This is a genomic window from Vibrio sp. SG41-7, from assembly GCF_014164465.1.
GTDB lineage: Bacteria > Pseudomonadota > Gammaproteobacteria > Enterobacterales > Vibrionaceae > Vibrio > Vibrio splendidus.
In genome coordinates this window covers 35,352-59,915 of record NZ_JACJFF010000002.1, presented here as the reverse complement: position 1 = coordinate 59,915, position 24,564 = coordinate 35,352, and the positions used below count along the sequence as shown (strand labels likewise).

The following is a 24,564-nucleotide window of genomic DNA, read 5'->3' as shown; positions in this document are numbered from 1 at the left end:
GTGAGCAGTGTCTAGCGAGATCACAAATATGCTGCAAACCTCTAATCGAATGCATAATTTTTACACAATCTAGACAAAAAAAGAGGAATAACGGTAATACCATCATTCCTCAGAAGCTTTTTCAATAAAGGTTATCTACTCTATAAAGAGGTATCTAGTTGTCTAGATGCTCTAAACCCCATTTGTATAAAGCGTTCTTTTTCAGATTGTAGATTTCTGCTGTCATCGCCGCCGCTTTTTTAAGGGGTAGCTCTTTGGTTAGAATGCCGAGTGTGCGAGTTGCTTCGTCTGGCAGATCGGTGCTCGCTTCTTCACGGTGACCATGGATCAGCAACACCATCTCACCACGTTTGCGGTTCGAGTCTTCTTCTATCCATTCAATCAACTCACCTAATGGTAATCCTTGAATGGTTTCGAATGTCTTGGTTAGCTCACGAGCCAACACGACCTCACGGTCTGGTCCTAAGATTTCTAGCATGTCCTGCAGAGAATCCGTAATACGGTGCGGTGATTCGTAGAAAATACATGTGCGCTCTGCTTTTGCAATCTCTAAGAACTTGTCTTTGCGACCCTTACTCTTTGGCGGTAAGAAGCCTTCAAAGCTGAAACGATCTGACGGCAAACCTGACGCACTGAGTGCGGTAATCACAGCACAAGCACCAGGAAGTGGCACAACTCTCACACCCGCTTGACGACATTGTGAGACAAGATGGTAACCTGGATCACTGATTAAAGGAGTACCCGCATCAGAGACTAATGCGATAGACTGACCTTCTAATAACCTTTCGACTAGAACTTGCGCTTTAGTTTGTTCATTGTGATCATGTAAAGCGAACGTTCTGGTTGATATATTGAAGTGAGCAAGCAGCTTACCCGTGTGGCGTGTGTCTTCGGCTGCAATAACATCGACACTTGATAAAATTTCAATTGCTCTTTGAGTGATATCTCCCAAATTTCCGATTGGGGTTGGCACAATGTAGAGAGTTGGGCTCTCTGTGAGCAAGGTTTTGTTATCTGTCATTTGTTTACCATCACTTCAACGATTAATATAGATACAAATTTATACGGAATTTAAAGAACTCATGGCAACGATGAACCATAAGAGACTCAGTGTACCACGCTTACTAACTCCAATTGCATTAGCAATTACATTGGCGGCTTGTTCTTCAGGTCCTCAAGCGCCAACGAGCGTTGATATTACACTAGATCCAGCGCAATCAACTGAAAGTTACATGATGCAGGCGGATAGTAGCAAAGGAAGTCTACAAAACGACTGGTTAATCATGGCGCTTAAGGCTTCTGTGCAAGCTGGAAAAACCGATCAAGCGACTCTGCTTATCAAGCGCTTAGCCAAACAAGAGCTGAGTGAAGTTCAACAAGCAGAATGGCAATTAGCTCGCGCTCAACTGCTGGTGAATAACTCGCAACCACAACAAGCGTACAGCCAGCTGAACTTTCAGCCTTGGTGGAAGCTTCCGAACGAGCAGTGGAAAGATTATCACGAGCTACGCGCTAACATTTCTGAAATGCAAAGCGAGTATTTCGAAGCAAGCCGTGAGTTAGTCCTTTATTCAGAATACGTAGACGCTGATGACGAAAGCCAACAGATAACTGCCGACCGTATTTGGCAGAACCTGAATAGCTACTCTCAATATGAGATTCTAGAACTTAAGACTTCTCCGACAGAAGACGTTCTAGCAGGTTGGTTACAGCTGGCTATTTATATGAAGACGCTGAACTCTAACCTTCCAGACCTACAGAAAACCCTGTCTGATTGGCTGGCTGAGAACCCTCGTCATCCTGCAGCAACATACACACCTCAGGCGATCACTGACATATTGGCGCTAGAGATAAGCAAACCAACCAGCACTGCGCTATTACTGCCGCTCACGGGTAAGTACGGCAAGCAAGCACAGCTTGTGCGTGATGGTTTCATCTTTGCGATGATGAATGACAAAGAGCGCGAAGAAAACGCAACGCTAACAGTTATGGACACCAACGTACAAAGTGCTGCTGAAATTAAAGCGACACTGGAAGAGAACAATGTAGATTTCATCGTTGGCCCGCTGATTAAGAGCAATATTACCAAGCTTCAGCAAGCGCAGAAAAACCACGAAAATTCGATTCCAGCTTTAGCTCTAAATATTCCGACGCAGCTAGAACCTGATACCAATATTTGCTATCTCGCTCTATCGCCAGAGCAAGAAGTCGCTCAGGCAGCGAAACACCTTTTTGCTCAAGGCTACAAGTACCCGCTTATTCTGGCGCCAAAAGGGCGTTTAGGTGACCGCGTTAAGCAAGCGTTTGAGAAAGAGTGGAAAAAATACAGCAACAACGAAGTCGCGATTACCTTATTCTCTGACAAGCGCCAACTTCAGCGTAATGTGAATCAGGTATTCGGCTTACAAGAGAGCCAACAACGTATTGCTCAAATGGACGGGCTACTTAACCTAGACCTAGAAACTGAACCGCGCAGCCGTCGTGATATCGACTCTGTTTACATTGTGGCGAAGAACTCAGAGCTTACGTTGATTAAGCCTTTCATTGAAGTCGCGATTAACCCAGATGCTGACCAACCAGCCTTGTTCTCAAACTCACGCAGCAACAGCGGTGACAAGCAGTACGAAGATCTAACGGGTGTGTTCTACAGTGACATCCCACTATTGGTTGAGAGCAAGAACGAGCTTAACAAAGAGCTAAACGACCTATGGCCTGCACATTCAAACGGCCAAAAACGTCTGCAAGCACTAGGGATGGATGCCTACTACCTAATGGATGCATTGCCACAGATGAAAGCCGTACAGGGTTACAGCATTCCAGGTGAAACCGGCGTGTTAACCATCGACAACAACTGTGTTGTTCAACGTGAAATCAGCTGGGCAGAGCATGGGGCTTTTTAGCCGAAAGTTCCTGTCCAAACCAACAATCACCCACAAACAAGTGGGTGATAAATACGAGACCGTGGCTAAAAATTATTTAGTTGGCCACGGATTATCGTTAATTCAAGAAAACTTCATAGCTAAATGTGGCGAGATTGATCTTATAATGCGCCATAACAATACGATTGTGTTTGCTGAGGTAAAATACCGCAAGCAAACCCGCTACGGACATGCCGCCGAAATGGTGACAGCAAAGAAGTCACAGAAGCTGCTCAAAACAGCCAATGTTTGGCTTATGCAGCAAGGCTTGTCGGTGCACTCTACAGATTTCAGGTTTGATATCGTTGCCATAGAAGGGCCGAATGACAATATCGACTAGATTCAAAACGCGATTACCCAAGGATAAACATGCTAGACAGCATTAAAGAAAGTTTTACAGAAAGTATTCAGATCCAAATTGCGGCTGCAGAAGCACTGCCAGACGCAATTACGCATGCCGCTCAAGCAATGGTTGCGACCTTGCTTAACGGAAACAAAATTCTTTGTTGTGGTAATGGTGGTTCGGCGTCGAATGCTCAGCAATTTGTATCGTGCCTACTTAATCGCTTTGAAACCGAGCGCCCTAGCCTCCCAGCAATGGCTCTCACAGCAGACAACACCACGCTAACGGCAGTAGCCAACGACTATCACTACGAAGAGATCTTCTCTAAGCAGGTACGTGCGTTTGGTCAAACTGGCGATATTTTACTGGCTATCTCTACTAGCGGTAACAGCAAAAACATCATCAAAGCGATGGAAGCAGCGGTAACACGTGACATGACGATCATCGCCTTTACGGGTAAAGATGGTGGTGAAATGGCAGGCTTATTGGGCGAACACGATGTAGAAATTCGTATCCCTTCACACCGTACAGCACGCATTCATGAAGTGCACATGGTGACACTGCATTGCCTATGTGACCTAATCGATCAAGTACTCTTCCCTGCTCACGAAGAGTGATATACGGAGCATCACAATGAAATCATTAACCTCTATGAAGCTGTTTAAGCTGATTAGTGTTTCGCTACTTACACTGTCCCTGTCTGGTTGTGCTGGCATTTTCATTGCTGGTGCTGCAACCACAGCGAACTTAGTCACTGACACACGAACCACCAAGCAAATCTGGAACGATAACAATATCGAATTTGAAGTCGCAGCCATCACCAACAAACAGCCATATCGTGGTAACGTTCGTATCACAGCGAGCTCTTACCGAGGTTCGGTTGTATTGATGGGGCAAGCGACCACTGATTCAGAGCGTCGCGCGTTTGAAAACCAAGCCAAAGAAGTGGCAGGCGTAGAAAGCATCCATAATCAGGTGCGAGTAAAAGAGCCATTGACCATCAGTGCTATTAGTAACGACAGCTGGATTACTACCAAGGTGAAATCAGCCCTTCTAGCAAACGCTGATCTCAACGGCATCAAGGTTAAAGTCATCACTGAAGATTCAGAGGTGTTTTTACTTGGGTTAGTATCTCGAGAGCATGCTGATATCGCGACAGAAGTTGCGCGTAATGTTTCAGGCGTAAAGCAGGTGATTCGAGCGTTTGAATATGGCGAAGAAGAGACGGCCGTTAACTAGCCTTAAGCAAGCCAATTAAATGCTATTTAGCAGAAAAGAAAAAGCAGCGACGAGTCGCTGCTTTTTTATTTGAGTCGTTATTTAGCTAACGTTATTTGATAACACGAAGGCTTGGGCGACCTTTTGCTGGACGAGGAGGCTCAGGATCTGAGTCAGGCTCTTCAGCATCTACGTCTGCCGTTGCTACGCTCAAAGATGGGCCTTTCTCTTGTTCTTCAAAAGGACTTTCTTCAATCCCTTCTTCAAAAGATTCCATGTAAGCCTCTTCAGGTTCAAACATGGTACCAGCACCATTCTCACGAGCATAAATCGCTTGTACTGCGTAAAGCGGCACGATCACAGAGTGTGGACGACCACTAAAGCGAGCACTAAACGTCACAGCTTCGTTACCCAGTTCAAGTTGTCCAACCGCACGAGGCGCGATGTTCAGAATGATCTGACCATCTTGAACAAACTCTTCTGGAACTCTTACACCCGGTAATGTTGCTTCAACAACAAGGTGTGGAGTTAATTCGTTATCAACCAGCCATTCATAAAATGCACGAAGCATATATGGTCGGCGTGGAGTCATATTTGAAATATCCATAAACGCTTAGCGAACGAGTCGCATCTCACGCTCAGCTTCAGTTAGAGAAGCTAGGAATGAATCACGTTCGAATACGCGGTTCATGTAAATCTTAAGCTCTTTAGAACCAGGGCCAATTAATTCGATACCAAGCTCAGGTAAACGCCATAGTAGAGGAGCTAGGTAACAATCAATTAGGCTAAACTCTTCGCTCATGAAGTATTCATACTCAGCGAAGATAGGAGCAAGAGTCAGTAGGTCGTTGCGCAGTTTAACGCGAGCTGCTTCAGATTCTTCAGCGTTGCCTTTAACGATCTTCTCTGCAACTGAATACCAGTTACGCTCAATGCGGTACATCATTAGACGACTATTACCACGAGCAACCGGGTATACAGGCATCAACGGTGGATGAGGGAAACGCTCATCTAAGTACTCCATAATGATCTTTGAGTCATATAAAGCAAGCTCACGATCAATAAGAGTAGGTACTGATTTGTACGGGTTCAGTTCAACAAGCTCTGCTGGTAGATTTTTTTCATCAACCAACTCAACTTCAACACTTACGCCTTTTTCAGCAAGAACAATGCGCACCTGATGGCTATACATATCAGAAGCACTTGAGAAAAGAGTCATTACAGAACGTTTATTGGCAGCTACAGCCATGGAGCCCTCCAGTACACTTTAAATAAAAACAATGGAGGCCTAAAGCCTCCATTGAACATTAACATAATTTGGGAATTAGCACGGTATTATAGCACAATTAGTGCACATCACGCCAATACTCTTTCTTCAGCAAAATCACGATGATAGTGAAGATTACTAAGAAGGCCATTACCCACCAACCCATTGCATGACGCTCAAGTTGAACTGGGTCGCCCGAGTAAACCAAAAAGTTAACAAGGTCACGAACTGCTTCGTCGTATTCACCAGCACTTAATTCGCCAGAACCGTCAGTTTCAGTACCAACAACAGTTGTCACTTCCTCGCCATCTACCATATGAGTATCGTAGATTGGTGTTGGAATACCTTGCAGCTCTTCAAGAACGTGCGGCATACCAACACTTGGGAAAACAATGTTGTTCACGCCAAACGGACGAGATGGGTCTTCATAGAAGGTACGAAGGTACGTGTATAGCCAATCTGCGCCACGAACACGAGCAACCAAAGTTAGATCTGGTGGCGGAGCACCAAACCAACTTGCCGCTTGATCAGAGGGCATAGCATTAACCATCAAGCTACCGATTTTCGCTTCAGGGTCGAAAATCAGGTTTTCCTTCATTAGATCTACAGGGATCTCTAAATCATTCGCAACACGTTCATAACGCTGGTACTGCGTTGAATGACAAGCAAAACAGTAGTTCATGAACATCTTAGCGCCATTTTGCAATGAGGCTTTATCTGTTAAATCATTGTTTGCTTTGTCTAATGGTACGCCTGCACCCGCTGCCATCGCCAGTGACGGCAACATAGCAAATAAAATTACAATCCACTTTTTCATTTGAATGTCACCCTTTCTGGTAATGGTTTCGTCGCTTCATTTTTACTGTAGAACCACAGTAGAACGAAGAACATGAAATAACCTAAGCTAAAGATCTGAGCCAGTAGCGTATACGTTGGCGTTGCTGGAAGCGCACCAAGTACACCAAGCGCAATAAAGCTTATTGTGAATTGGATGATGTTAATCAAATGCAGTTTGCTACGGTAACGGTAAGAACGCACTTTACAACGGTCGAACCATGGCAGTAGGAATAGCACAACAATAGATGCACCCATTGCAACTACACCGATCAGCTTATCAGGAACAGCACGAAGTACAGCGTAGAACGGCGTGAAGTACCAAACTGGAGCAATATGCTCAGGTGTTTTCAGTGGGTTAGCAGCTTCGAAGTTAGGCGGCTCAAGGAAGTATCCACCCATCTCTGGGTTAAAGAACAGCACGTAACAGAACAAGAATAGGAAACCAGCAACACCGACCATATCTTTCACCGTCCCGTATGGGTGGAAAGGAACAGAGTCAATGATGTCGTATTTCTTAGTGTAATCCTTATGGAATGGGAACTGAGTTTTGTAGTCGTCGCCCATTGTGCCTTTAGGAAGCTTAGTCTCGATACCGTCTGGGTTGTTCGAACCCACTTCGTGCAGTGCTAGTACGTGAAGTACGATAAGCAGCAGAAGTACGATTGGTAGAGCGATAACGTGCAGAGCGAAGAATCGGTTCAGCGTTGCACCAGAGATGATGTAATCACCACGGATCCAAAGCGTTAGGTCATCACCAATAACAGGAATCGCACCAAACAGAGAAATGATTACCTGAGCACCCCAGTAAGACATTTGCCCCCATGGTAGTAAGTAACCCATGAAAGCCTCAGCCATAAGCACTAAGAAGATCAGCATACCGAAGAGCCAAAGTAGCTCACGAGGCTTTTGGTAAGAACCGTAGATTAGACCACGGAACATATGCAGGTAGATAACCACGAAGAATGCCGAAGCACCTGTCGAGTGCATGTAACGCAGTAACCAGCCGTATTCCACATCACGCATGATGTATTCAACAGATGCAAACGCGCCATCACCAGACGGAACGTAGTTCATTGTTAGCCAAATACCTGTAAGGATTTGGTTAACCAGTACCAACATTGCCAAAGAACCGAAAAGGTACCAAAAGTTAAAGTTCTTAGGCATTGGGTATTCAGATAAATGCTTTTTATAAGCATTCATTGCGGGTAGACGTTTTTCTACCCAATCAAGCAATCCTTGCATTATGCGTCTCCCTCGTCCACACCGATCATGATCTTAGTGTCACTCAAATACATATGCTTTGGCACTACAAGGTTCAATGGGGCTGGTACGCCTTGGAATACTCGACCTGCCATATCAAACTTTGAACCATGACAAGGACAGAAGAAACCAGACTTAACGCCCTGAACTTGTTCTGCAAAAGAATCTGGCAGGTAAGTTGGAGAACAACCTAAGTGCGTACAGAAACCAACAGCAATGAAGAACTCCGGCTTAATAGAACGAAACTCGTTCTGTGCGTAGTCTGGTTGTTGTTCAGTTTCAGATTGAGGGTCACGAAGTTGACCACCGATCGCTTTTAGGTTCTCTAGTACCGACTCAGCACGGCGTACAACCCATACAGGTTTACCTTGCCACTCGACACGAACCATTTGTCCCGGTTCTAACTTACTGACTTCCACTTCCACCGGCGCGCCCGCAGCTTTCGCTTTGGCACTCGGGTTCCATGATTTAATAAAAGGCACGGCTACAGCAGCTGCTCCCAAACCACCAACAACGGCTGTTGTTGCGGTTAAGAAACGCCTGCGACCGTTATTTAAAGGCGCGTTGCTCATCCAAACATTCTCCCATTTGCTCCTTATGGATTGAAATAATTCCGATTAAAGAGCATGGCTAACAAAATATGTATTTAGTTCTATTTATTGACGGCAAATGATAAATAAAACCCTACTTTTTGACAAGATAAAGCTACCTTTTTGTAACAATCATGAGGCAAAGCGCACATTGGGTTACAAAAGCTTTCAAAATATAAGAATTTAGGAATAAAACGAGGAGGGGGAAGCGTTTAGCGGGGGCCAGAAAGACAAAAAGCCCGGCATATAGCCGAGCTTTGAACCACAATTCCAGTAATAAAACTGGTCGCGTGTATTTTTCGGTAAGGAAAAATTAACGCTTAGAGAATTGAGGTTTACGACGTGCTTTACGTAGACCAACTTTCTTACGTTCAACGCAACGAGCGTCACGCGTAACATAGCCAGCTGCACGTAGAGCAGGACGTAGAGTTTCATCGTATTCCATAAGAGCACGAGTGATACCGTGGCGGATTGCGCCAGCTTGACCTGAAATACCACCACCAGAAACAGTGATGTAAAGGTCAAGTTTCTCAGTTAGTTCAACTAGCTCAAGAGGTTGTTTAACAACCATACGAGAAGTTGGACGACCGAAGTAAACATCAAGGCTACGCTTGTTGATTACGATCTCACCAGAGCCTGGTTTGATGAAAACACGAGCTGCTGAGCTTTTGCGACGACCAGTGCCGTAGTATTGATTCTCTGCCATTGTCTTAATCCCCAATTAGATGTCTAGTACTTGTGGTTGTTGAGCAACATGGTTGTGCTCAGTACCAGCGTATACTTTAAGCTTACGGTACATCGCGCGGCCTAGAGGACCACGTGGAAGCATACCTTTAACTGCTAGTTCAAGAACCATTTCTGGTTTCTTAGCAATTAGCTTTTCAAAAGTGATAGTCTTAAGACCACCTGGGAACTCAGAGTGACGGTAGTAAACCTTACCCTTAGCTTTGTTACCAGTCACAGCTACTTTCTCAGCGTTAACAACGATGATGTAATCACCAGTGTCTACGTGAGGAGTGTATTCTGCTTTGTGCTTGCCGCGTAGGCGAGAAGCGATTTCACTTGCTAGACGGCCAAGAGTTTTGCCTTCAGCGTCTACAACATACCAGTCGCGTTTTACAGTTTCTGGTTTAGCAACGAAAGTTTTCATGCTAATAATTACCTATTTAAAAAATTTACACTTAAGGAATACTCGCGTATTCCCACTGTCTAAGAGTTACCATCATCACCCCTTCGAGTGTTGGAAAACTCTTGGCATAACGTGATTTTACTCATCGCTAGAGGCCCGCCGTAACGGTCGGTCGCAGGATTCTAGAGAAGAGCGAAGAAAAAATCACCTCTTTTTGAACAAAATCACGATTTTTTTAATTCTCTTTCTTATTCGAGATAATCAAAGCTAACTTAAGTGTTCTTTTGCCAAATATTCATGGCTCTGCATTTCGATTAAACGCGACTGACAACGTTTAAACTCAAATTCTAACTGACCATGGGTATATAGCTTTTCTAGCTCCACTTCCGCTGAAATAATCAATTTCACGTTACGCTCATAGAACTCATCAACTAACGCAATGAAGCGTCTTGCTGCGTCATCTGAAGTCGCACCCATTTGCAACACATCAGCCAGCAGAACCGTGTGATAAACCCTAGACAGCTCAATATAGTCATTCTGGCTGCGAGCCGACTGACAAAGCTGAGCAAACGTGCCATGTAGTACACCATCGCTTGCTTCGACTACATCCAGTTGACGGTGATTGACCTCAATCTGTTTGAGTTTCTCTTTATCTTCACCAACGAGCTGCGCGTAATATGTTTCGAGGTTGATGTTCGCTTGGCTATCCAGCGGGTAATGATAGATCTCAGCCTGCTCTAACGTACGAAGACGATAATCGATTCCGCTATCGACATTAAGAATATGACAATTGCCTTGAATAAGCTTAATAGCGGGTAAGAAACGCGCTCGCTGCAACCCGTTACGATACAAATCCGCAGGTGGAATATTAGAGGTTGCAACTAAGATAACGTTTCGAGCGAATAACTCTTGGAACAAAGTTCCTAAGATCATGGCATCCGTGATGTCTGAAACAAAGAATTCATCAAAACAGATAATATCCGCTTCTTCTTTCAACTTATCTGCGACTAAAGGCAACGGGTCGCTAACATTACCTAGCGCCCTTAGCTCATCATGGACTCGATACATAAAGCGGTGAAAGTGAACACGCATTTTTTTTGTGGTCGGTAAGGCATCGTAGAACGTATCCATTAAGTACGTTTTACCGCGCCCGACGCCACCCCAAAAATAGAGGCCTTTTGGTGGCTCTGGCAGTTCTGGCTTTTTGCCCATTAATTTCTGGAATCGAGTCAGTTGAGGAATAGGCGTATTCATGTAATCTTGGAATTGATGAAAGAGTTCATCTAAAGATTTAACGGCTTGCTCTTGTGCTGGATCTCTTTGAAATCCATGTTCTTTTATATCTTGTTCGTATTTTTTAATGGGATTCATGACGACATTTCCACAATGAAAGCAATATCAGACAGCAAATAAAAATGAGCCCAAACAGTACGAGATATGTCGCTATGCGGTGAATAATGCAGCATCAAACTGCTAACTAGCGCACACGCATTTCTCTTTATACTGCGGCTTTCTCATAGTACCATGGAGCCGTATCACGTGTAACTAAGCAGTAACAAACATGTTAAAAAACAATAATAAGGAGCTGTTATGCCTTGGATGTATGCCGTTGCCGGTTTACTAGTCGGAGTTATTTTAGGGGTCGCTATTTCTCGTCTCATGACACCTGAATACAAAAAACAAAAGAACGTACAGAAAGAATTAGATAGCGCAAAGTTTGCCCTTGAACAGCAGCGACAAGAGCTAGCTGACCACTTTGCGAAATCAGCAGAAATGTTGGACACCTTAGGTAAGGACTACACAAAACTGTACCAACACATGGAAAAAACAAGCTCAGAGCTGATCCCTAATCTGCCAGAGCAAGATAATCCATTTGTGAAAACAGCCGCAGCCCATTCGGATAAACCACAAGACAAGCCTTCAGTTAAAGAGGCGACACTTGAAGAACAACCGAAAGATTACGCTAATGGCGCAACCGGTTTATTTACAGAGCAGAAGAAAGAAATCATGGATGCTCCCGATGTCGTTACAGCAAAAGCATCGTAAACATTTAACACTTCTGTGAACTTTACAAAGGTTTTTGAGTCATAACTTTCACTCAGGTCATTTGAAACCTCTCATATTTTTCATAAATATGAGAGAGGCAAGACCTTAACTAGAGAGGAGTTTATGATGAAAAAACCTTTGCTTGCTTTATCGGTACTGACTTTAAGCTTAAGTTCAATCATCACCCCCATTCAAGCAACGGCCGCACTGCCATTAAGTGTGGGTAATGAACAATTACCAAGCCTTGCACCTATGCTTGAACAAGTGACCCCCGCTGTGGTTAGTATTGCCGTAGAAGGCAAACAGGTACAACGTCAGCAAATCCCTGAACAATTTCAATTCTTTTTTGGTCCAGAACAGACACGAGAACGCCCATTCCGCGGGCTAGGTTCTGGTGTGATCATTGATGCCAAGAAAGGCCATATTGTCACCAATTACCATGTCATCAATGGTGCCGACGATATCAAAGTAAAACTTCATGATGGTCGAGAGTACGATGCCGAGCTGATCGGCGGCGACCAGATGTCGGATATCGCGCTATTAAAACTCGAAACAGCCAAGAACCTTACCCAGATAAAAGTTGCAGACTCCGACAAGTTAAGAGTCGGTGATTTCAGTGTCGCTATCGGCAACCCATTTGGACTCGGTCAAACCGTGACATCCGGGATCGTTTCTGCACTCGGTCGTAGCGGCCTAAATCTAGAGAACTTTGAAAACTTCATTCAAACCGATGCCGCTATCAACAGTGGTAACTCTGGAGGTGCGTTAGTGAATCTCAACGGTGAGCTGATTGGTATCAACACGGCTATCCTTGGCCCTAACGGAGGCAATGTCGGTATCGGCTTTGCAATCCCATCCAATATGATGAAAAACCTGACAGAACAAATTCTCGATTTCGGTGAAGTAAAACGCGGTATGCTGGGTGTTCAAGGCGGAGAGGTCACCTCTGAATTGGCGGAAGCGCTTGGTTATGAATCCAGCAAAGGTGCCTTTGTCAGCCAAATTGTACCCGACAGTGCTGCGGACAAAGCCGGACTGAAAGCGGGCGATGTTATTGTCTCTATTAATGGTAAGCGTATTGATACTTTTAGCGAGTTAAGAGCCAAAGTCGCAACCCTCGGCGCAGGTAAACAGATCGAACTTGGTGTCGTTCGTGACGGAAAGAATATGACCTTTGATGTGACTCTGGGTGAATCCACCAATAGTAAGACACAAGCTGAAAAACTCCATGAAGGACTTGCCGGTGCAGAGCTCACCAACACAACCGACAGCGACTCAACGACAGGCGTCAAGGTATCAAGTGTCGCTCAAGGTTCGCCAGCAGAAGCCTATCAACTTCTTAAAGATGACATCATCATCGGGGTAAACCGCCAACCCGTTAAGAACCTTGCTGAATTTAGAAAGATTCTTGAAAAACAACCTGGCGTGTTGGCGCTTAATATCCAAAGAGGCGACAGGACTATCTATCTAGTTATTCGATAGTCATACGTCAGCGCAATTACAGGGAGGCTTAGTAAGTTTGCTTTAAACTTACTCAGTCTCCCTTTTCTTTAGATCAATCAAAATGCTATGCTTCACTCGTAATCAAGTCAGTCATCCATTGACGGATGCTCCATACCTTACTTGTTGAAGAGGGAAACATGCTGTCCTTTCTATTTCGTTCTATTTCCCTTGGACTCGTTTCAGCGGCACTTATTCTTCTCGCATTTCCGAGCTTAAGGCCAGCTATAGTTTCAGATGTCACTAGTCCTCAAGTCGATAATATTGGCTCTCTTCAGATCTCATTTAACCAAGCGGTGCGACGTGCTGCACCCGCTGTGGTCAATATTTATAGTCGTAAATACGCAGAAAGCGATCGCAATAAGCTACTGACTCAAGGTTTGGGTTCAGGAGTCATTGTTAGCGAAAAAGGCTACATCATTACCAACTTTCACGTTGTTGCTCAAGCCGACCAAATAGTTGTGGCACTTCAAGACGGACGAGTAGCCGCCGCACAGCTTGTCGGTTCAGACAAGCGCACCGATATCGCGATACTCAGAGTCAGCGGTGACAACTTACCAGTGATTCCACTGAACCAAGATTACACTGCAAATGTCGGAGATGTGGTTCTCGCTATCGGTAACCCGTATAACCTAGGTCAAACCACAACCTTTGGTATTATCTCGGCAACCGGTCGCTCTTCAATCAGTGCAGATGGTCATCAAGCCTTTATCCAGACCGATGCGGCAATCAATGAAGGTAACTCCGGTGGTGCACTTGTCAATTCACAAGGTGAGTTAGTCGGTATCAATACCGCGTCTTTCCAACAAGCTACCGACATGGAAACCTACGGGATTTCATTTGCTATCCCCTACCCACTAGCGAATAAAATCATGCAAAAAATCATCGCTGATGGTCGTGTGATTCGTGGTTATATTGGCATAGACGGACAAGACATCAACTCGGTGACGTCACGCTTACTCGGCAATAAGAATATCGGCGGTATTGTGGTACTAGGGATAGACCCGAACGGTCCTGCGGCTGATGCAGGCTTTGAAGCACAAGATATTATTGTCAGCATCAATAATACCCAGATTAGCGGACGACAGAGCGTAATGGACATTGTTACTGACCTGCGCCCAGGTACTGTCATTGATGTTGGTGTATTACGCAAAGGTGAAAACAAGACCCTCAAGGTGACTATCGCTGAAGATACACGCCTATAGCCTATATACGAATGTTGATTGCTCACATGAAGTTAGCGACCCCACACTGTTAAACTTCCAGACACAAAAAACCCAGCTCTTAAGCTGGGTTTTCTTTTATCAATCAAAGCTAATTATAAACTCAATGAAAACTGACTATATAACTAAGCGTCATAGCTAAGTGTCATAGCTAAGAGTGTCATAACTAAGCGTCGCTAGGTTCATCGATATCAATGCGCGTCACTCGTTGTAGTCCTCTAGGTAGTAAACCACCACGACGACCACGTTCACCACGGAAATTTTCAAGATCCGCAGGTTTCAAGCCAAGTTTGCGTTTACCCGCATAGATTGTCAGCGTCGCATTCTCTGGGATAGCCATTAGATGCGAGACAAACTCTTCACGCTCTTTTGCTTTCGCAGAAGGAATGTTGATGATCTTGTTACCCTTACCTTTGCTCAACTGAGGTAGGTCTTTAATCGGGAACAACAACATACGACCTTGGTTAGTAATCGCCAGAATCTGGTTAGAGTCCAAGTCAGCAATCGGGCTTGGCAACATCACTTCAGAAGCTTGTGGCAAGTTAACCAACGCTTTACCGCTCTTGTTCTTAGACAGCAGATCGCTACCTTTACAAACAAAACCATAACCCGCATCAGAACCGACTAACCATAGCTGTTCATTCTCTCCCATCACCACTTGGCGAATAGAAGTACCAGGGCTGACATTCAAGCGGCCTGTAATTGGCTCACCTTGGCTTCGCGCCGATGGCAGTGAGTGAGATTCAAGGGAATAGCTTCGGCCATCACTGCCGAGGAACACCGCTTGTTGGTTACTCTTACCCTTAGTGCTTGCTAAGAATTTATCACCTGATTTGTAGTTCAAACCTTCAGCGTCAACTTCATGCCCTTTAGCATGACGAATCCAACCTTTCTCAGAAAGCACGACAGTAATTGGCTCACTTGGAACTAAATCACGCTCAGTCAACGCTTTTGCTTCAGCACGTTCAATCAACGGTGAGCGACGATCATCGCCGTATTTATCTGCATCTGCTTGGATTTCTTTTTTGATCAGCGTATTCAAGCGACGCTCTGAACCGAGTAGCTTTTCAAGCTTTTCACGTTCAGCTTCAAGCTCTTCTTGCTCAGCTCGAATTTTAAATTCTTCTAACTTAGCTAAGTTACGAAGTTTAATATCGAGTATCGCATTGGCTTGAATTTCAGAAATGTTGAAACGGTTCATCAAAACAGGACATGGTTCGTCTTCTGTTCTAATGATTTCAATCACTTCATCAATATTTAGATAAGCGGCAAGTAAGCCTTCTAAGATGTGCAAACGTGCCAGTACTTTATCTAAACGGTACTGCAAACGACGACGAACGGTCGTACGACGGAACTCAATCCACTCTTTCAGGATTTGAACTAAGCCTTTAACTTGAGGACGGTTATCTAAACCAATCATGTTCAAGTTAACGCGGAAGTTTTTCTCTAAATCCGTCGACGCGAATAAGTGACTCATCAGTTGGTCACAGTCGATACGATTTGAACGAGGAACCACGACAATACGCGTTGGGTTCTCGTGATCTGATTCATCACGCAAGTCGTCAACCATAGGGAGCTTCTTAGCTCGCATCTGGTTAGCGATTTGCTCAAGTAACTTCGCACCTGACACTTGATGAGGTAAAGACGTGATAACGATATCAGAGCCTTCCTTGTGCCATACCGCGCGCATCTTGATGCTGCCACGGCCTGTACGGTAGATCTTTTCGATGTCCGACTTCGGCGAAATAATTTCAGCTTCTGTCGGATAATCTGGGCCTTGAATGAAACCCATCACATCTGGAAGTTCAGCTTTCGGCGTATCAATCAAATGAATCGCCGCGTTCGCCACTTCACGTACATTGTGAGGCGGGATGTCGGTCGCCATACCAACCGCAATACCTGTGATGCCGTTAAGCAAGATATGAGGAAGGCGTGCTGGCAACATCTGAGGCTCTTTCATTGTGCCATCAAAGTTGGGTTGCCAATCAACGGTTCCCTGACCTAATTCACCAAGCAGGACTTCCGCAAACTTCGACAGTTTTGCTTCGGTATAACGCATCGCAGCGAACGACTTCGGGTCATCCGGAGCACCCCAGTTACCTTGACCATCCACCAATGGGTAGCGGTAAGAGAAGGGTTGCGCCATCAGTACCATCGCTTCGTAACAAGCAGAGTCACCGTGTGGGTGATACTTACCTAACACGTCACCAACCGTACGAGCTGATTTTTTATATTTTGATGCAGCGGATAGGCCTAGCTCAGACATCGCATAGATAATACGACGCTGTACTGGCTTCAAGCCATCACCGATATACGGCAATGCACGATCCATGATCACGTACATTGAGTAATTTAAGTAGGCATCTTCGGTGAACTTGCGCATTGGCAACTGTTCAACGCCATCATATGTAATTTCGTTAGACATCCATTATACCTCGGCCATATCACCGTTAGTCTGTAGCCATGTACGGCGATCATCTGCACGTTTCTTACCAAGCAGCATGTCCATCATCTCGTTGGTCGCGTCGTTGTCATCAATCGTTAATTGGACAAGACGACGAGTATTTGGATCCATCGTGGTTTCACGTAACTGAAGTGGGTTCATTTCACCCAGACCTTTGAATCGTTGCACGTTGATCTTGGCTTTTTTCTGCGATAGTCGCTCAAGTACACCATCTTTCTCTGCGTCATCGAGTGCGTAGAACACTTCTTTACCGCAATCGATACGATACAGAGGAGGCATTGCCACATAGATATGACCCGCTTCAACCAATGCATGGAAATGGCGAGTAAATAGTGCACATAGCAGTGTCGCGATATGAAGACCATCCGAGTCCGCATCGGCAAGGATACAGATCTTACCGTAACGCAGGCCTGACAAATCATCGTTATCTGGGTCGATGCCCAGAGCAACTGAAATATCATGTACTTCTTGTGAAGCCAATACTTGGTCTGCTGACACTTCCCACGTATTTAGGATCTTACCGCGAAGTGGCATAACCGCTTGGAACTCACGATCACGTGCTTGTTTAGCAGAACCACCCGCCGAATCCCCTTCCACGAAGAAGATTTCGGTACGGCTTAAATCTTGAACCGAGCAGTCGGTTAGCTTACCCGGCAGTGCAGGTCCAGAAGCAATCTTTTTACGTACAACCTTTTTGCTTGCGCGCATACGACGATGTGCGTTAGCAATACAAGCTTCTGCAAGTAATTCTGCTAGCTGAGGCTTTTCATTCAGCCACAAGCTGAAAGCATCCTTCACTACACCAGACACAAACGCAGCAGTTTGACGAGAAGATAAGCGCTCTTTTGTTTGACCCGCAAATTGTGGATCTTGCATCTTCACAGATAGAACGTAAGAACAACGGTCAAAAATGTCATCACCCGTCAACTTAACGCCACGAGGGAGAAGATTACGGAACTCACAGAACTCACGCATTGCATCAAGCAGACCCTGTCGAAGACCGTTTACGTGTGTACCACCTTGCTTAGTTGGTACTAAGTTCACATAACTTTCGGTGATCATATCACCGCCTTCTGGCTGCCAAATGATCGCCCAGTTCGCCATTTCCGTTTCAGCAACGAATTCGCCAACATAAGGTTCTTCAGGCAGTAAGGTGTAACCTTTCACGCCTTCGGCAAGGTAGTCTTTTAGGCCGTCTTCATAGAACCATTTATGTTCTTCACCGCCAACCTTGTCGATAAAGGTGATTTCTAAACCCGGGCAAAGTACGGCTTTAGCTCGCAGGTTATTAATAAGGCGTAAAACAGAGAACTTAGAGCTATCGAAGTATTTTGGATCTGGCCAGAAATGCACGGTAGTACCGGTATTGCGGTGACCACAAGTGCCCGTAACAGTAAGGTCGGTTACGGCATGACCACCCTCAAGGGCGATTTCATGTACCTGACCGTCACGGCGAACCGTTACTTCAACACGTTTTGACAGCGCGTTTACCACCGAGATACCTACCCCGTGCAAACCACCTGAAAACTTATAGTTGTTGTTTGAAAATTTACCGCCTGAGTGGAGCTTAGTTAAAATCAGCTCAACACCCGAGATGCCTTTTTCCGGGTGGATATCAACCGGCATACCACGGCCATCATCGGTAACTTCTAACGATTGGTCAGCATGAAGCACAACTTTTATTTTTTTAGCGTGTCCCGCTAGTGCTTCATCGACCGAGTTATCAATGACTTCTTGGGCAAGGTGGTTTGGTCTTTCTGTCTCTGTATACATTCCCGGGCGGTGTCGCACGGGATCGAGACCTTCAAGTACCTCGAGGTCTTTTGCATTATATTGTTCAGTCATAATACGGAGTTTACTCAAAAAGTTTGCGTCTGTTCACTGGCTCTAGTTTCACTAAAGCAGAATCATTACTATGAACCTTCATAGTAGAGCGAACGAGCGAAGTATTGGGGAATATAGTCTGGAAGCTGAGTAATGATGTCAAGCTAGTTCAAAAACTAAGACATCAAACTATGATATTTCACCATTGATAGATGAAATAACAGGCAAACAAGAGAAAATCACTCTGTTGATGAAACAGATTAGAGGTTTAGAAAAGTGACGATTTGTTGTGGGTAACGTTCAAAATCAACAAAGCTATGATCCCCGCCCTCTTCTACTGTCTGTGTTGCACCTTGGTACTTCTCTACCGCTTGTCGGTAATCCAGAACTTCGTCTTCCGTTTGCTGAAGTAACCAGAAGTCGCTCGGCTTAGCGATAGCCGGAACCTCTAACGCCTTCAGTTCATCGATATGCTTTGTTTCCAGCACATATCGTTCATCTGTGTATGGGTTTACTTGCTCACCTAAATAATCAGCAAGAAGCTCATACGGCTTCACGGCTGGATTTACAACCACCGCCTTGAAACCATAATGACTATTTAGCCATGTTGAAAGATAGCCACCCAACGAGCTACCGACTAACGCGATCTGATATTGATCTTTATATTGCTCCACCAGCTGCTGTAAATGCAAAGCTGCTTGCTGAGGGAAGCTCGGTAGTTGAGGCGTCACAACTTTAATATCCGCGCGATGCTTCGCACAGTAATCTGCCATTACGTTCGCTTTGTGGGAACGTGACGAACTGTTAAAACCGTGAATATAGAGAAGCAGCGATGGCTTAGCGGCTTGCTGATAAAAGTCCGGCATATTAGTAACCACCTGCATCAAAGTCTGGCGAGAACTGCCCATTAGGCAAACGGCGAACCTGCGTAGTTACCGTTCCATCTTGGTGCAATTCAATCTCTCGCCAGCCTGGAGATAAAGTATCAACCGCAAAGTCGTTCGAGTTTGGTTTGAATTGAACGCAAGTCGATGGGGTTGCCATGACTTGTACACCATGATGATTGCGATTCATATCTTGATGAACGTGACCACAAAGTACCGCTTTCACATTGGTGTGCTGTTGAACCACATCCCAAAACTGCTCAGCATCTTTCAGGTTATGTTGATCAAGCCACGCACTACCGACCAGTAAAGGGTGGTGGTGCAGCAAAACCAAGGTGTTACGTTCAGGGAATTCAGTCAGCTTTTGTTCTAGTAGATCAAGTTGTTGATCACTAAGGCGCCCGTGAGGTACACCCACCACTTGAGAGTCCAGCATAACCATCTGCCAGTTATCGCCTAGCAAGACATGCTCAACACACTGTATTTGTGGTGATGGTAAAACACTGCCCATATTAGGCTTGAAGTCATGGTTCCCGGGTAGCCAGTAACATGGCTTTTCCAAAGGCTTTATCCCTGACTCAAATTTTTGGTACGACTCAGCACTGTGATCTTGAGATATATCACCGGTAGCTAGAATCGCTTGATAGTCAAAGCCCTGACTAACAATGCCATCGACTACAGCACGAAAGCTATCTTGAGTGTTGATGCTTAATAAGCTGCCATTGCTCGGCGCAAATAAATGCGTGTCCGTTAGCTGCACAAGCTTAATAGTGCTCTCATCAAATTTTGAAGTGTGTGATAATTCCAAAATAACAAATCCAGATACGTTACTGTTTAGACTTTAAAAGTGTTGTTAAATAGGTTCAATTAAAAGGTAATTGGGGTTCGGCTGATACCCGTTTTTAAACAAAACGTTAACCATTCCCCAAGAAATTTATTCAATTGAAATTTCTCGTCCTTTTGCAAAAGCTTAGTGTTGGGGTAGTCATATTTCGCTTTAACTCGAGAAAAATCCCCGCTAGCGCACACTTCTGCAACTCGAGCGTCGTGATATAGCCTGACAGACATTTTTGGCAAAGGAAACACTGGCATCGCGTCACTCTGACATATATCTATTAAAGTGGTGTATTTTGTGACCTCATTCACTGTCAATTGATACACCATATTAACGGCTTGGTAACAGCGAACGTCACCAACCTCATGCCCAACCGGTAACAGAGCGTTAAGTTTGGCATAGTTAGTCTCGTAAACTCGCATCAATTCAGCAAGATCAACATGATACGGTTTTTTGACTGCTATATTTGGCATGACGTTAATCTATCCACTCTGACTGTAATTCTTGGTAGTTCAATTGTAGCCACTGTAGCGCAATGATCGTGGCGCCATTTTCAAACACACCGTCTTTTACCAACTGATAAGCCGCTTCACGACTCATCACTTGCACACGAATGTCTTCACCTTCGTAGTCCAATCCGTGTACCCCTTTGGCTGTCGTTGCATCAACACAGCCAACAAAGACATCGAGCTTTTCTGAGCAACCGCCAGATGAAGGGTAATACGAAGTAATCGGCAATACAGATCCGACTTCGACTCCGGCTTCTTCCATTGCTTCACGACGAGCGACATCTTGTGGTGATTCATCGGTATCAATGATCCCAGCAACAATTTCGTATTGCCATGGGTTCTCATGCTCTAGAGCACCGACCCGGATCTGCTCGACGATCACTACTTCGTCACGCACAGGATCATAAGGTAGCAAAGCGGCAGCATGTCCACGCTCAAACATCTCTCGTTCTATTGGTTGGCTCCAGCCGCCCTCAAACAGTCTATGTTTAAATGTGTACTTAACCATTTTGAAAAAACCACGAAACAGCGTCTCTTTTGAGACTATTTCCACATCTTGCGGAGTAAACTCATGTCGTTGATTGTCATACTGTTGCATTTGGTACCTCACTAAGTGATCTTTATAGTTTACTCATTGTCCGAGTTAACTACCAAGGATAAGGTTCAACTTTTTATATAAAATTTATAATTAAAGTTAAGTTTTAAAAAATAAATATTGCACAAGTGGACAGTTAACTGTAAAAAAGTGCAAAGTTTCGAGTAAATTACCACCAAACTGGGTTAAACTCTTTTAAAGAAAATTCTACTAAAGGCAGGAATAGGCAAATGAAAAAACTGCTTCCACTATTTATCAGTGCAGCAATTGGCAGCCTGAGTTCGTCAGCTTTTGCTGATACGCTAGCTGAAGTTTACGACCAAGCAAAACAGAACGATCCGCAACTTCTTCGTTCAGCAGCGCAGCGCGATGCCGCTTTTGAAGCAGTAACGTCAAGCCGTAGTGATTTGCTACCACAAATTAACCTAACAGCGAACTACGACATTAACCGTGGTGACCGAGATACATCAGGTACTGGTAGCTCAAGTATTGATAACAACACTTGGGGAGCAGCTATCGGCTTCACTCAAGAGCTTTATCAACGTTCTTCTTGGATCACGCTAGACACGGCAGAGAAAACAGCTCGTCAAGCAGATTCAGCATACGCGGCAGAGCAACAAGCCTTGATCCTACGTGTTGCGACAGCGTACTTTGAAGTACTTCGCGCTCAAGACAACCTAGAATTTGTTCGTGCTGAAAAAGCTGCAGTTGCTCGTCAACTAGAACAAACAAAGCAACGTTTTGAAGTCGGTCTTTCAGCAATCACCGATGTACATGATGCACAAGCTCAGTACGATGGCGTTTTAGCTGACGAAGTTTTAGCAGAGAACACTCTGATTAATAACTACGAAGGTCTACGTGAGATCACAGGTCAAGAACACTCTAACCTAAGCATCCTAGACACTGATCGCTTCTCAGCAAGTAAATCTTCTGAATCTGCATCTGCTTTAGTTGAGCAAGCAGAGCAAAAGAACCTGAGCCTTCTAGCATCACGTATCTCTCAAGACGTAGCAAAAGATAACATCTCTCTAGCAAGCTCTGGTCACCTGCCAAGCTTAACGTTAGATGGTAGCTACTCTCTTGCAGATCAGTCAAACAGCTCTCAAGACTATGACCAAGACAACCTAAACCTAGGTTTGAACTTAGTTGTGCCTCTTTACACGGGTGGTAACACGACTTCTTTGACTAAACAGGCAGAATACAACTACGTTGCTGCAAGTGAAGATCTAGAAGCAACTTACCGTAGCGTTGTAAAAGACGTTCGTGCATTCAACAACAACATCACAGCTTCGATTGGCGCTCTACGCGCTTACGAACAGTCTGTTGTTTCTGCTCAGTCTGCTCTAGAAGCAACAGAAGCAGGTTTTGATGTAGGTACTCGTACTATCGTTGACGTACTAGATTCGACTCGTCGTCTATACGATGCGAACAAAAACCTTTCAGATGCTCGTTACAACTACATCCTAAGTGTACTTCAGCTTCGTCAAGCGGTTGGTACACTAAGCGAACAAGACATTGTTGATGTAAACGCAGGTCTAAAAGTAGCAAGTAAGTAATTCTTAATTACTCAGTTACCGTCACAAAAATGCCGCTCATTGAGCGGCATTTTTATTATCTATTGAAAGCAAATTCTCAACCTAACTCAAAGGTTAAGCCTTGAGACTAGAAAACGAGAAGGCTAAGAGTTAGCCTCGACCACCTTTAATCGCTTTAATGATTTCAGTCGTAGAGCAACCATCTTCAAAGTTAAGTACTTTCACTTCACCACCAGCCGCAATCACTTCTTCACCACCAGCAATCTCTTCAGGTTTGTAATCACCACCTTTCACTAGAATGCTTGGTAGAACCTCAGAGATCAAACGTTGAGGTGTATCTTCAGAAAACGGAACCACCCAATCAACAGCGCCTAAGCCAGCCAATACCGCCATACGACGATCAGTTGGGTTCACAGGGCGACCAGGACCTTTCAAACGTTTGACTGATTCATCAGTATTCACTGCAACGATCAAACGATCACCCAACTCAGCCGCGTGGTTCATGTAAGAAACATGGCCGGCATGCAGAATATCAAAGCAACCATTAGTCATAACTACTTTCTCGCCTTTCGCACGAGCACGTTTCACCGCTTCAACCAGTGCCGCTTCAGAGATCACGCCGTAGTCAGTGTCTTGGCTACCATGAATCGCTTCCGCTAACTCAATCGTAGACAACGTCGATGTACCAAGTTTGCCAACTACCACACCTGCAGCAGCGTTCGCTAATGCACACGCTTCATCCAGTGGCTTACCAGCAGCAACAGAAGCCGCGAGTACCGAGATAACCGTATCACCCGCACCTGTCACGTCATACACTTCTTTCGCTTGAGTCGGCAAGTGGAATGGCTCCAAACCTTTGCGAAGCAAAGTCATACCATGTTCGCTGCGCGTTACCAACAAAGCCTCGAAATCAAACTCTTCGATTAACGCGAGTCCTTTTTCGATCATTTCTTCTTCAGATTTTACTTTGCCCGCAACCAGCTCGAACTCAGCCATATTTGGCGTAAGCAAAGTCGCACCACGGTAACGTTCAAAGTCTGCGCCTTTCGGGTCAATGAATACAGGAACCTTTGCCGCACGTGCTTTTTGAATGAAGCTCTGCACATGCTCCAAGGCACCTTTTGCGTAATCAGATAGGATGACCGAACGTACATTAGGAAGCGCTTGCTCCATGCGAGACAAAACAAGCTCGGGATCCGTGTTCTCAAATTTGTCTTCAAAATCAAGGCGGATTAGCTGTTGTCCTCGGCTCATCACTCGCAATTTAGTAATAGTTGGGTAATCGTCCAACTCAACGAAATCACATTTAACTTTTAGTGCACCTAGGGTGTTTTTTAACACCTCAGCAGGCTCATCTTTTCCAGTCAAACCAACGATATGAGCATGCCCACCAAGAGAGGCAATATTCATTGCTACGTTGGCAGCACCACCAGGACGCTCTTCGTTATTTTCTACTTTCACAACGGGTACAGGTGCTTCTGGTGAAATACGGCCAGTTGGGCCATACCAGTAACGGTCAAGCATTACGTCACCGACAACAAGAACGCCTGATTGGCTGTAGTCAGGTAGAATTGGTTTCATTATGGA

24 protein-coding genes are annotated in these 24,564 nt (G+C 44.9%); 8 read left to right on the top strand and 16 right to left on the bottom strand.

Translation table 11 applies throughout. The features are described 5' to 3' along the window. Positions 1–154 precede the first annotated feature (154 nt). Positions 155–1,021 (bottom strand): 16S rRNA (cytidine(1402)-2'-O)-methyltransferase, encoded by an 867-nt coding sequence (gene rsmI / locus H5300_RS00910; protein ID WP_004735998.1) that lies wholly within the window; start codon positions 1,019–1,021, stop codon positions 155–157. Between the two features lie 61 nt (positions 1,022–1,082). On the opposite strand from rsmI, the gene H5300_RS00905 reads away from it, so the two are divergent. Genes H5300_RS00905 through H5300_RS00890 form a run of 4 tightly spaced genes read left to right on the top strand, consistent with a single transcriptional unit; the run spans position 1,083 to position 4,500 of the window. Then, complete coding sequence (locus H5300_RS00905) at positions 1,083–2,900, top strand: penicillin-binding protein activator (protein ID WP_017077678.1); 1,818 nt, start codon at positions 1,083–1,085, stop codon at positions 2,898–2,900. Beyond that, a complete protein-coding gene (locus H5300_RS00900; protein WP_182795268.1) occupies positions 2,887–3,258 on the top strand; it encodes a YraN family protein in 372 nt (123 codons plus the stop codon). Before H5300_RS00905 ends, H5300_RS00900 begins: the two co-directional genes overlap by 14 nt. Positions 3,259–3,287: 29 nt before the next feature. Next, positions 3,288–3,878, top strand: coding sequence for a phosphoheptose isomerase (locus tag H5300_RS00895; RefSeq protein ID WP_004729817.1), 591 nt, complete (start codon positions 3,288–3,290; stop codon positions 3,876–3,878). 16 nt (positions 3,879–3,894) lie between these two features. Continuing rightward, positions 3,895–4,500 (top strand): BON domain-containing protein, encoded by a 606-nt coding sequence (locus tag H5300_RS00890; protein WP_017077676.1) that lies wholly within the window; start codon positions 3,895–3,897, stop codon positions 4,498–4,500. A gap of 91 nt (positions 4,501–4,591) precedes the next feature. Here H5300_RS00890 and sspB read toward each other — a convergent pair whose 3' ends face one another. From sspB to zapE, 8 genes are all read right to left on the bottom strand, one after another. Then, positions 4,592–5,086: a ClpXP protease specificity-enhancing factor gene (sspB, locus tag H5300_RS00885; RefSeq protein WP_017087501.1), complete on the bottom strand. Its 495-nt coding sequence runs from the start codon at positions 5,084–5,086 to the stop codon at positions 4,592–4,594. A 6-nt stretch (positions 5,087–5,092) separates the two neighbouring features. Then, complete coding sequence (gene sspA / locus H5300_RS00880; protein ID WP_010434700.1) at positions 5,093–5,728, bottom strand: stringent starvation protein SspA; 636 nt, start codon at positions 5,726–5,728, stop codon at positions 5,093–5,095. 97 nt (positions 5,729–5,825) lie between these two features. Continuing rightward, positions 5,826–6,563 carry a cytochrome c1 gene (locus tag H5300_RS00875; RefSeq protein WP_004729828.1) on the bottom strand — a complete coding sequence of 246 codons (738 nt, stop codon included), beginning with the start codon at positions 6,561–6,563 and terminating at the stop codon, positions 5,826–5,828. Then, positions 6,560–7,825 (bottom strand): cytochrome bc complex cytochrome b subunit, encoded by a 1,266-nt coding sequence (locus H5300_RS00870; protein ID WP_004729830.1) that lies wholly within the window; start codon positions 7,823–7,825, stop codon positions 6,560–6,562. Before H5300_RS00870 ends, H5300_RS00875 begins: the two co-directional genes overlap by 4 nt. After that, positions 7,825–8,415: a ubiquinol-cytochrome c reductase iron-sulfur subunit gene (petA, locus tag H5300_RS00865; protein WP_017072804.1), complete on the bottom strand. Its 591-nt coding sequence runs from the start codon at positions 8,413–8,415 to the stop codon at positions 7,825–7,827. Before petA ends, H5300_RS00870 begins: the two co-directional genes overlap by 1 nt. A gap of 331 nt (positions 8,416–8,746) precedes the next feature. Next, positions 8,747–9,139, bottom strand: a complete 393-nt coding sequence (rpsI, locus tag H5300_RS00860; RefSeq protein WP_004740758.1) for a 30S ribosomal protein S9 — start codon at positions 9,137–9,139, stop codon at positions 8,747–8,749. Positions 9,140–9,154: 15 nt separating this feature from the next. Then, positions 9,155–9,583, bottom strand: coding sequence for a 50S ribosomal protein L13 (gene rplM, locus H5300_RS00855; RefSeq protein WP_010434689.1), 429 nt, complete (start codon positions 9,581–9,583; stop codon positions 9,155–9,157). Between the two features lie 246 nt (positions 9,584–9,829). After that, positions 9,830–10,933 carry a cell division protein ZapE gene (gene zapE, locus H5300_RS00850; RefSeq protein WP_017077674.1) on the bottom strand — a complete coding sequence of 368 codons (1,104 nt, stop codon included), beginning with the start codon at positions 10,931–10,933 and terminating at the stop codon, positions 9,830–9,832. 219 nt (positions 10,934–11,152) lie between these two features. Here zapE and zapG point away from each other — a divergent pair, with 219 nt between their 5' ends. From zapG to degS, 3 genes are all read left to right on the top strand, one after another. Further along, entirely contained in the window at positions 11,153–11,608 is a 456-nt protein-coding gene (gene zapG / locus H5300_RS00845) for a Z-ring associated protein ZapG (RefSeq protein ID WP_004736002.1), read from the top strand. A 126-nt stretch (positions 11,609–11,734) separates the two neighbouring features. Beyond that, positions 11,735–13,090 (top strand): Do family serine endopeptidase, encoded by a 1,356-nt coding sequence (locus H5300_RS00840; RefSeq protein ID WP_004736003.1) that lies wholly within the window; start codon positions 11,735–11,737, stop codon positions 13,088–13,090. Positions 13,091–13,248: 158 nt separating this feature from the next. Next, positions 13,249–14,313 (top strand): outer membrane-stress sensor serine endopeptidase DegS, encoded by a 1,065-nt coding sequence (degS, locus tag H5300_RS00835; protein WP_004736004.1) that lies wholly within the window; start codon positions 13,249–13,251, stop codon positions 14,311–14,313. 184 nt (positions 14,314–14,497) lie between these two features. Here the strand turns inward: degS and parC are convergent, their stop codons facing one another. The 6 genes from parC to nudF all read right to left on the bottom strand — a co-directional run bounded on the left by parC (position 14,498) and on the right by nudF (position 21,445). Continuing rightward, positions 14,498–16,756 carry a DNA topoisomerase IV subunit A gene (gene parC, locus H5300_RS00830; protein WP_004736005.1) on the bottom strand — a complete coding sequence of 753 codons (2,259 nt, stop codon included), beginning with the start codon at positions 16,754–16,756 and terminating at the stop codon, positions 14,498–14,500. A gap of 3 nt (positions 16,757–16,759) precedes the next feature. Then, the gene (gene parE, locus H5300_RS00825; protein ID WP_017084756.1) at positions 16,760–18,640 is read right to left on the bottom strand and encodes a DNA topoisomerase IV subunit B; all 1,881 of its coding nucleotides are present in this window, start codon (positions 18,638–18,640) and stop codon (positions 16,760–16,762) included. A 239-nt stretch (positions 18,641–18,879) separates the two neighbouring features. After that, positions 18,880–19,485: an esterase YqiA gene (yqiA, locus tag H5300_RS00820; RefSeq protein WP_182795256.1), complete on the bottom strand. Its 606-nt coding sequence runs from the start codon at positions 19,483–19,485 to the stop codon at positions 18,880–18,882. Position 19,486: 1 nt separating this feature from the next. Beyond that, entirely contained in the window at positions 19,487–20,311 is an 825-nt protein-coding gene (gene cpdA, locus H5300_RS00815) for a 3',5'-cyclic-AMP phosphodiesterase (protein WP_017087494.1), read from the bottom strand. 59 nt (positions 20,312–20,370) lie between these two features. Continuing rightward, positions 20,371–20,811, bottom strand: a complete 441-nt coding sequence (locus H5300_RS00810) for a DUF1249 family protein (RefSeq protein WP_004736016.1) — start codon at positions 20,809–20,811, stop codon at positions 20,371–20,373. Positions 20,812–20,815: 4 nt separating this feature from the next. After that, a complete protein-coding gene (nudF, locus tag H5300_RS00805) occupies positions 20,816–21,445 on the bottom strand; it encodes an ADP-ribose diphosphatase (RefSeq protein WP_017061425.1) in 630 nt (209 codons plus the stop codon). 227 nt (positions 21,446–21,672) lie between these two features. Here nudF and tolC point away from each other — a divergent pair, with 227 nt between their 5' ends. Beyond that, a complete protein-coding gene (gene tolC / locus H5300_RS00800) occupies positions 21,673–22,998 on the top strand; it encodes an outer membrane channel protein TolC (RefSeq protein ID WP_017091669.1) in 1,326 nt (441 codons plus the stop codon). A 129-nt stretch (positions 22,999–23,127) separates the two neighbouring features. Here tolC and hldE read toward each other — a convergent pair whose 3' ends face one another. After that, on the bottom strand, positions 23,128–24,558 hold the full coding sequence (gene hldE / locus H5300_RS00795) for a bifunctional D-glycero-beta-D-manno-heptose-7-phosphate kinase/D-glycero-beta-D-manno-heptose 1-phosphate adenylyltransferase HldE (protein WP_017088753.1): 1,431 nt from the start codon (positions 24,556–24,558) through the stop codon (positions 23,128–23,130). Positions 24,559–24,564: the final 6 nt, after the last annotated feature.

Excerpts from the sequence above, each read along its gene's own strand:
- degS (WP_004736004.1), top strand. The coding sequence starts at position 13,249 with ATGCTGTCCTTTCTATTTCGTTCTATTTCCCTTGGACTCGTTTCAGCG.
- petA (WP_017072804.1), bottom strand. The coding sequence starts at position 8,415 with ATGAGCAACGCGCCTTTAAATAACGGTCGCAGGCGTTTCTTAACCGCA.
- parC (WP_004736005.1), bottom strand. The coding sequence starts at position 16,756 with ATGTCTAACGAAATTACATATGATGGCGTTGAACAGTTGCCAATGCGC.
- rplM (WP_010434689.1), bottom strand. The coding sequence starts at position 9,583 with ATGAAAACTTTCGTTGCTAAACCAGAAACTGTAAAACGCGACTGGTAT.
- tolC (WP_017091669.1), top strand. The coding sequence starts at position 21,673 with ATGAAAAAACTGCTTCCACTATTTATCAGTGCAGCAATTGGCAGCCTG.
- H5300_RS00840 (WP_004736003.1), top strand. The coding sequence starts at position 11,735 with ATGAAAAAACCTTTGCTTGCTTTATCGGTACTGACTTTAAGCTTAAGT.
- H5300_RS00870 (WP_004729830.1), bottom strand. The coding sequence starts at position 7,825 with ATGCAAGGATTGCTTGATTGGGTAGAAAAACGTCTACCCGCAATGAAT.
- H5300_RS00890 (WP_017077676.1), top strand. The coding sequence starts at position 3,895 with ATGAAATCATTAACCTCTATGAAGCTGTTTAAGCTGATTAGTGTTTCG.
- hldE (WP_017088753.1), bottom strand. The coding sequence starts at position 24,558 with ATGAAACCAATTCTACCTGACTACAGCCAATCAGGCGTTCTTGTTGTC.
- H5300_RS00895 (WP_004729817.1), top strand. The coding sequence starts at position 3,288 with ATGCTAGACAGCATTAAAGAAAGTTTTACAGAAAGTATTCAGATCCAA.
- H5300_RS00905 (WP_017077678.1), top strand. The coding sequence starts at position 1,083 with ATGGCAACGATGAACCATAAGAGACTCAGTGTACCACGCTTACTAACT.
- H5300_RS00875 (WP_004729828.1), bottom strand. The coding sequence starts at position 6,563 with ATGAAAAAGTGGATTGTAATTTTATTTGCTATGTTGCCGTCACTGGCG.
- nudF (WP_017061425.1), bottom strand. The coding sequence starts at position 21,445 with ATGCAACAGTATGACAATCAACGACATGAGTTTACTCCGCAAGATGTG.
- zapE (WP_017077674.1), bottom strand. The coding sequence starts at position 10,933 with ATGAATCCCATTAAAAAATACGAACAAGATATAAAAGAACATGGATTT.
- H5300_RS00810 (WP_004736016.1), bottom strand. The coding sequence starts at position 20,811 with ATGCCAAATATAGCAGTCAAAAAACCGTATCATGTTGATCTTGCTGAA.
- rsmI (WP_004735998.1), bottom strand. The coding sequence starts at position 1,021 with ATGACAGATAACAAAACCTTGCTCACAGAGAGCCCAACTCTCTACATT.
- rpsI (WP_004740758.1), bottom strand. The coding sequence starts at position 9,139 with ATGGCAGAGAATCAATACTACGGCACTGGTCGTCGCAAAAGCTCAGCA.
- sspA (WP_010434700.1), bottom strand. The coding sequence starts at position 5,728 with ATGGCTGTAGCTGCCAATAAACGTTCTGTAATGACTCTTTTCTCAAGT.
- yqiA (WP_182795256.1), bottom strand. The coding sequence starts at position 19,485 with ATGCCGGACTTTTATCAGCAAGCCGCTAAGCCATCGCTGCTTCTCTAT.
- parE (WP_017084756.1), bottom strand. The coding sequence starts at position 18,640 with ATGACTGAACAATATAATGCAAAAGACCTCGAGGTACTTGAAGGTCTC.
- sspB (WP_017087501.1), bottom strand. The coding sequence starts at position 5,086 with ATGGATATTTCAAATATGACTCCACGCCGACCATATATGCTTCGTGCA.
- H5300_RS00900 (WP_182795268.1), top strand. The coding sequence starts at position 2,887 with ATGGGGCTTTTTAGCCGAAAGTTCCTGTCCAAACCAACAATCACCCAC.
- zapG (WP_004736002.1), top strand. The coding sequence starts at position 11,153 with ATGCCTTGGATGTATGCCGTTGCCGGTTTACTAGTCGGAGTTATTTTA.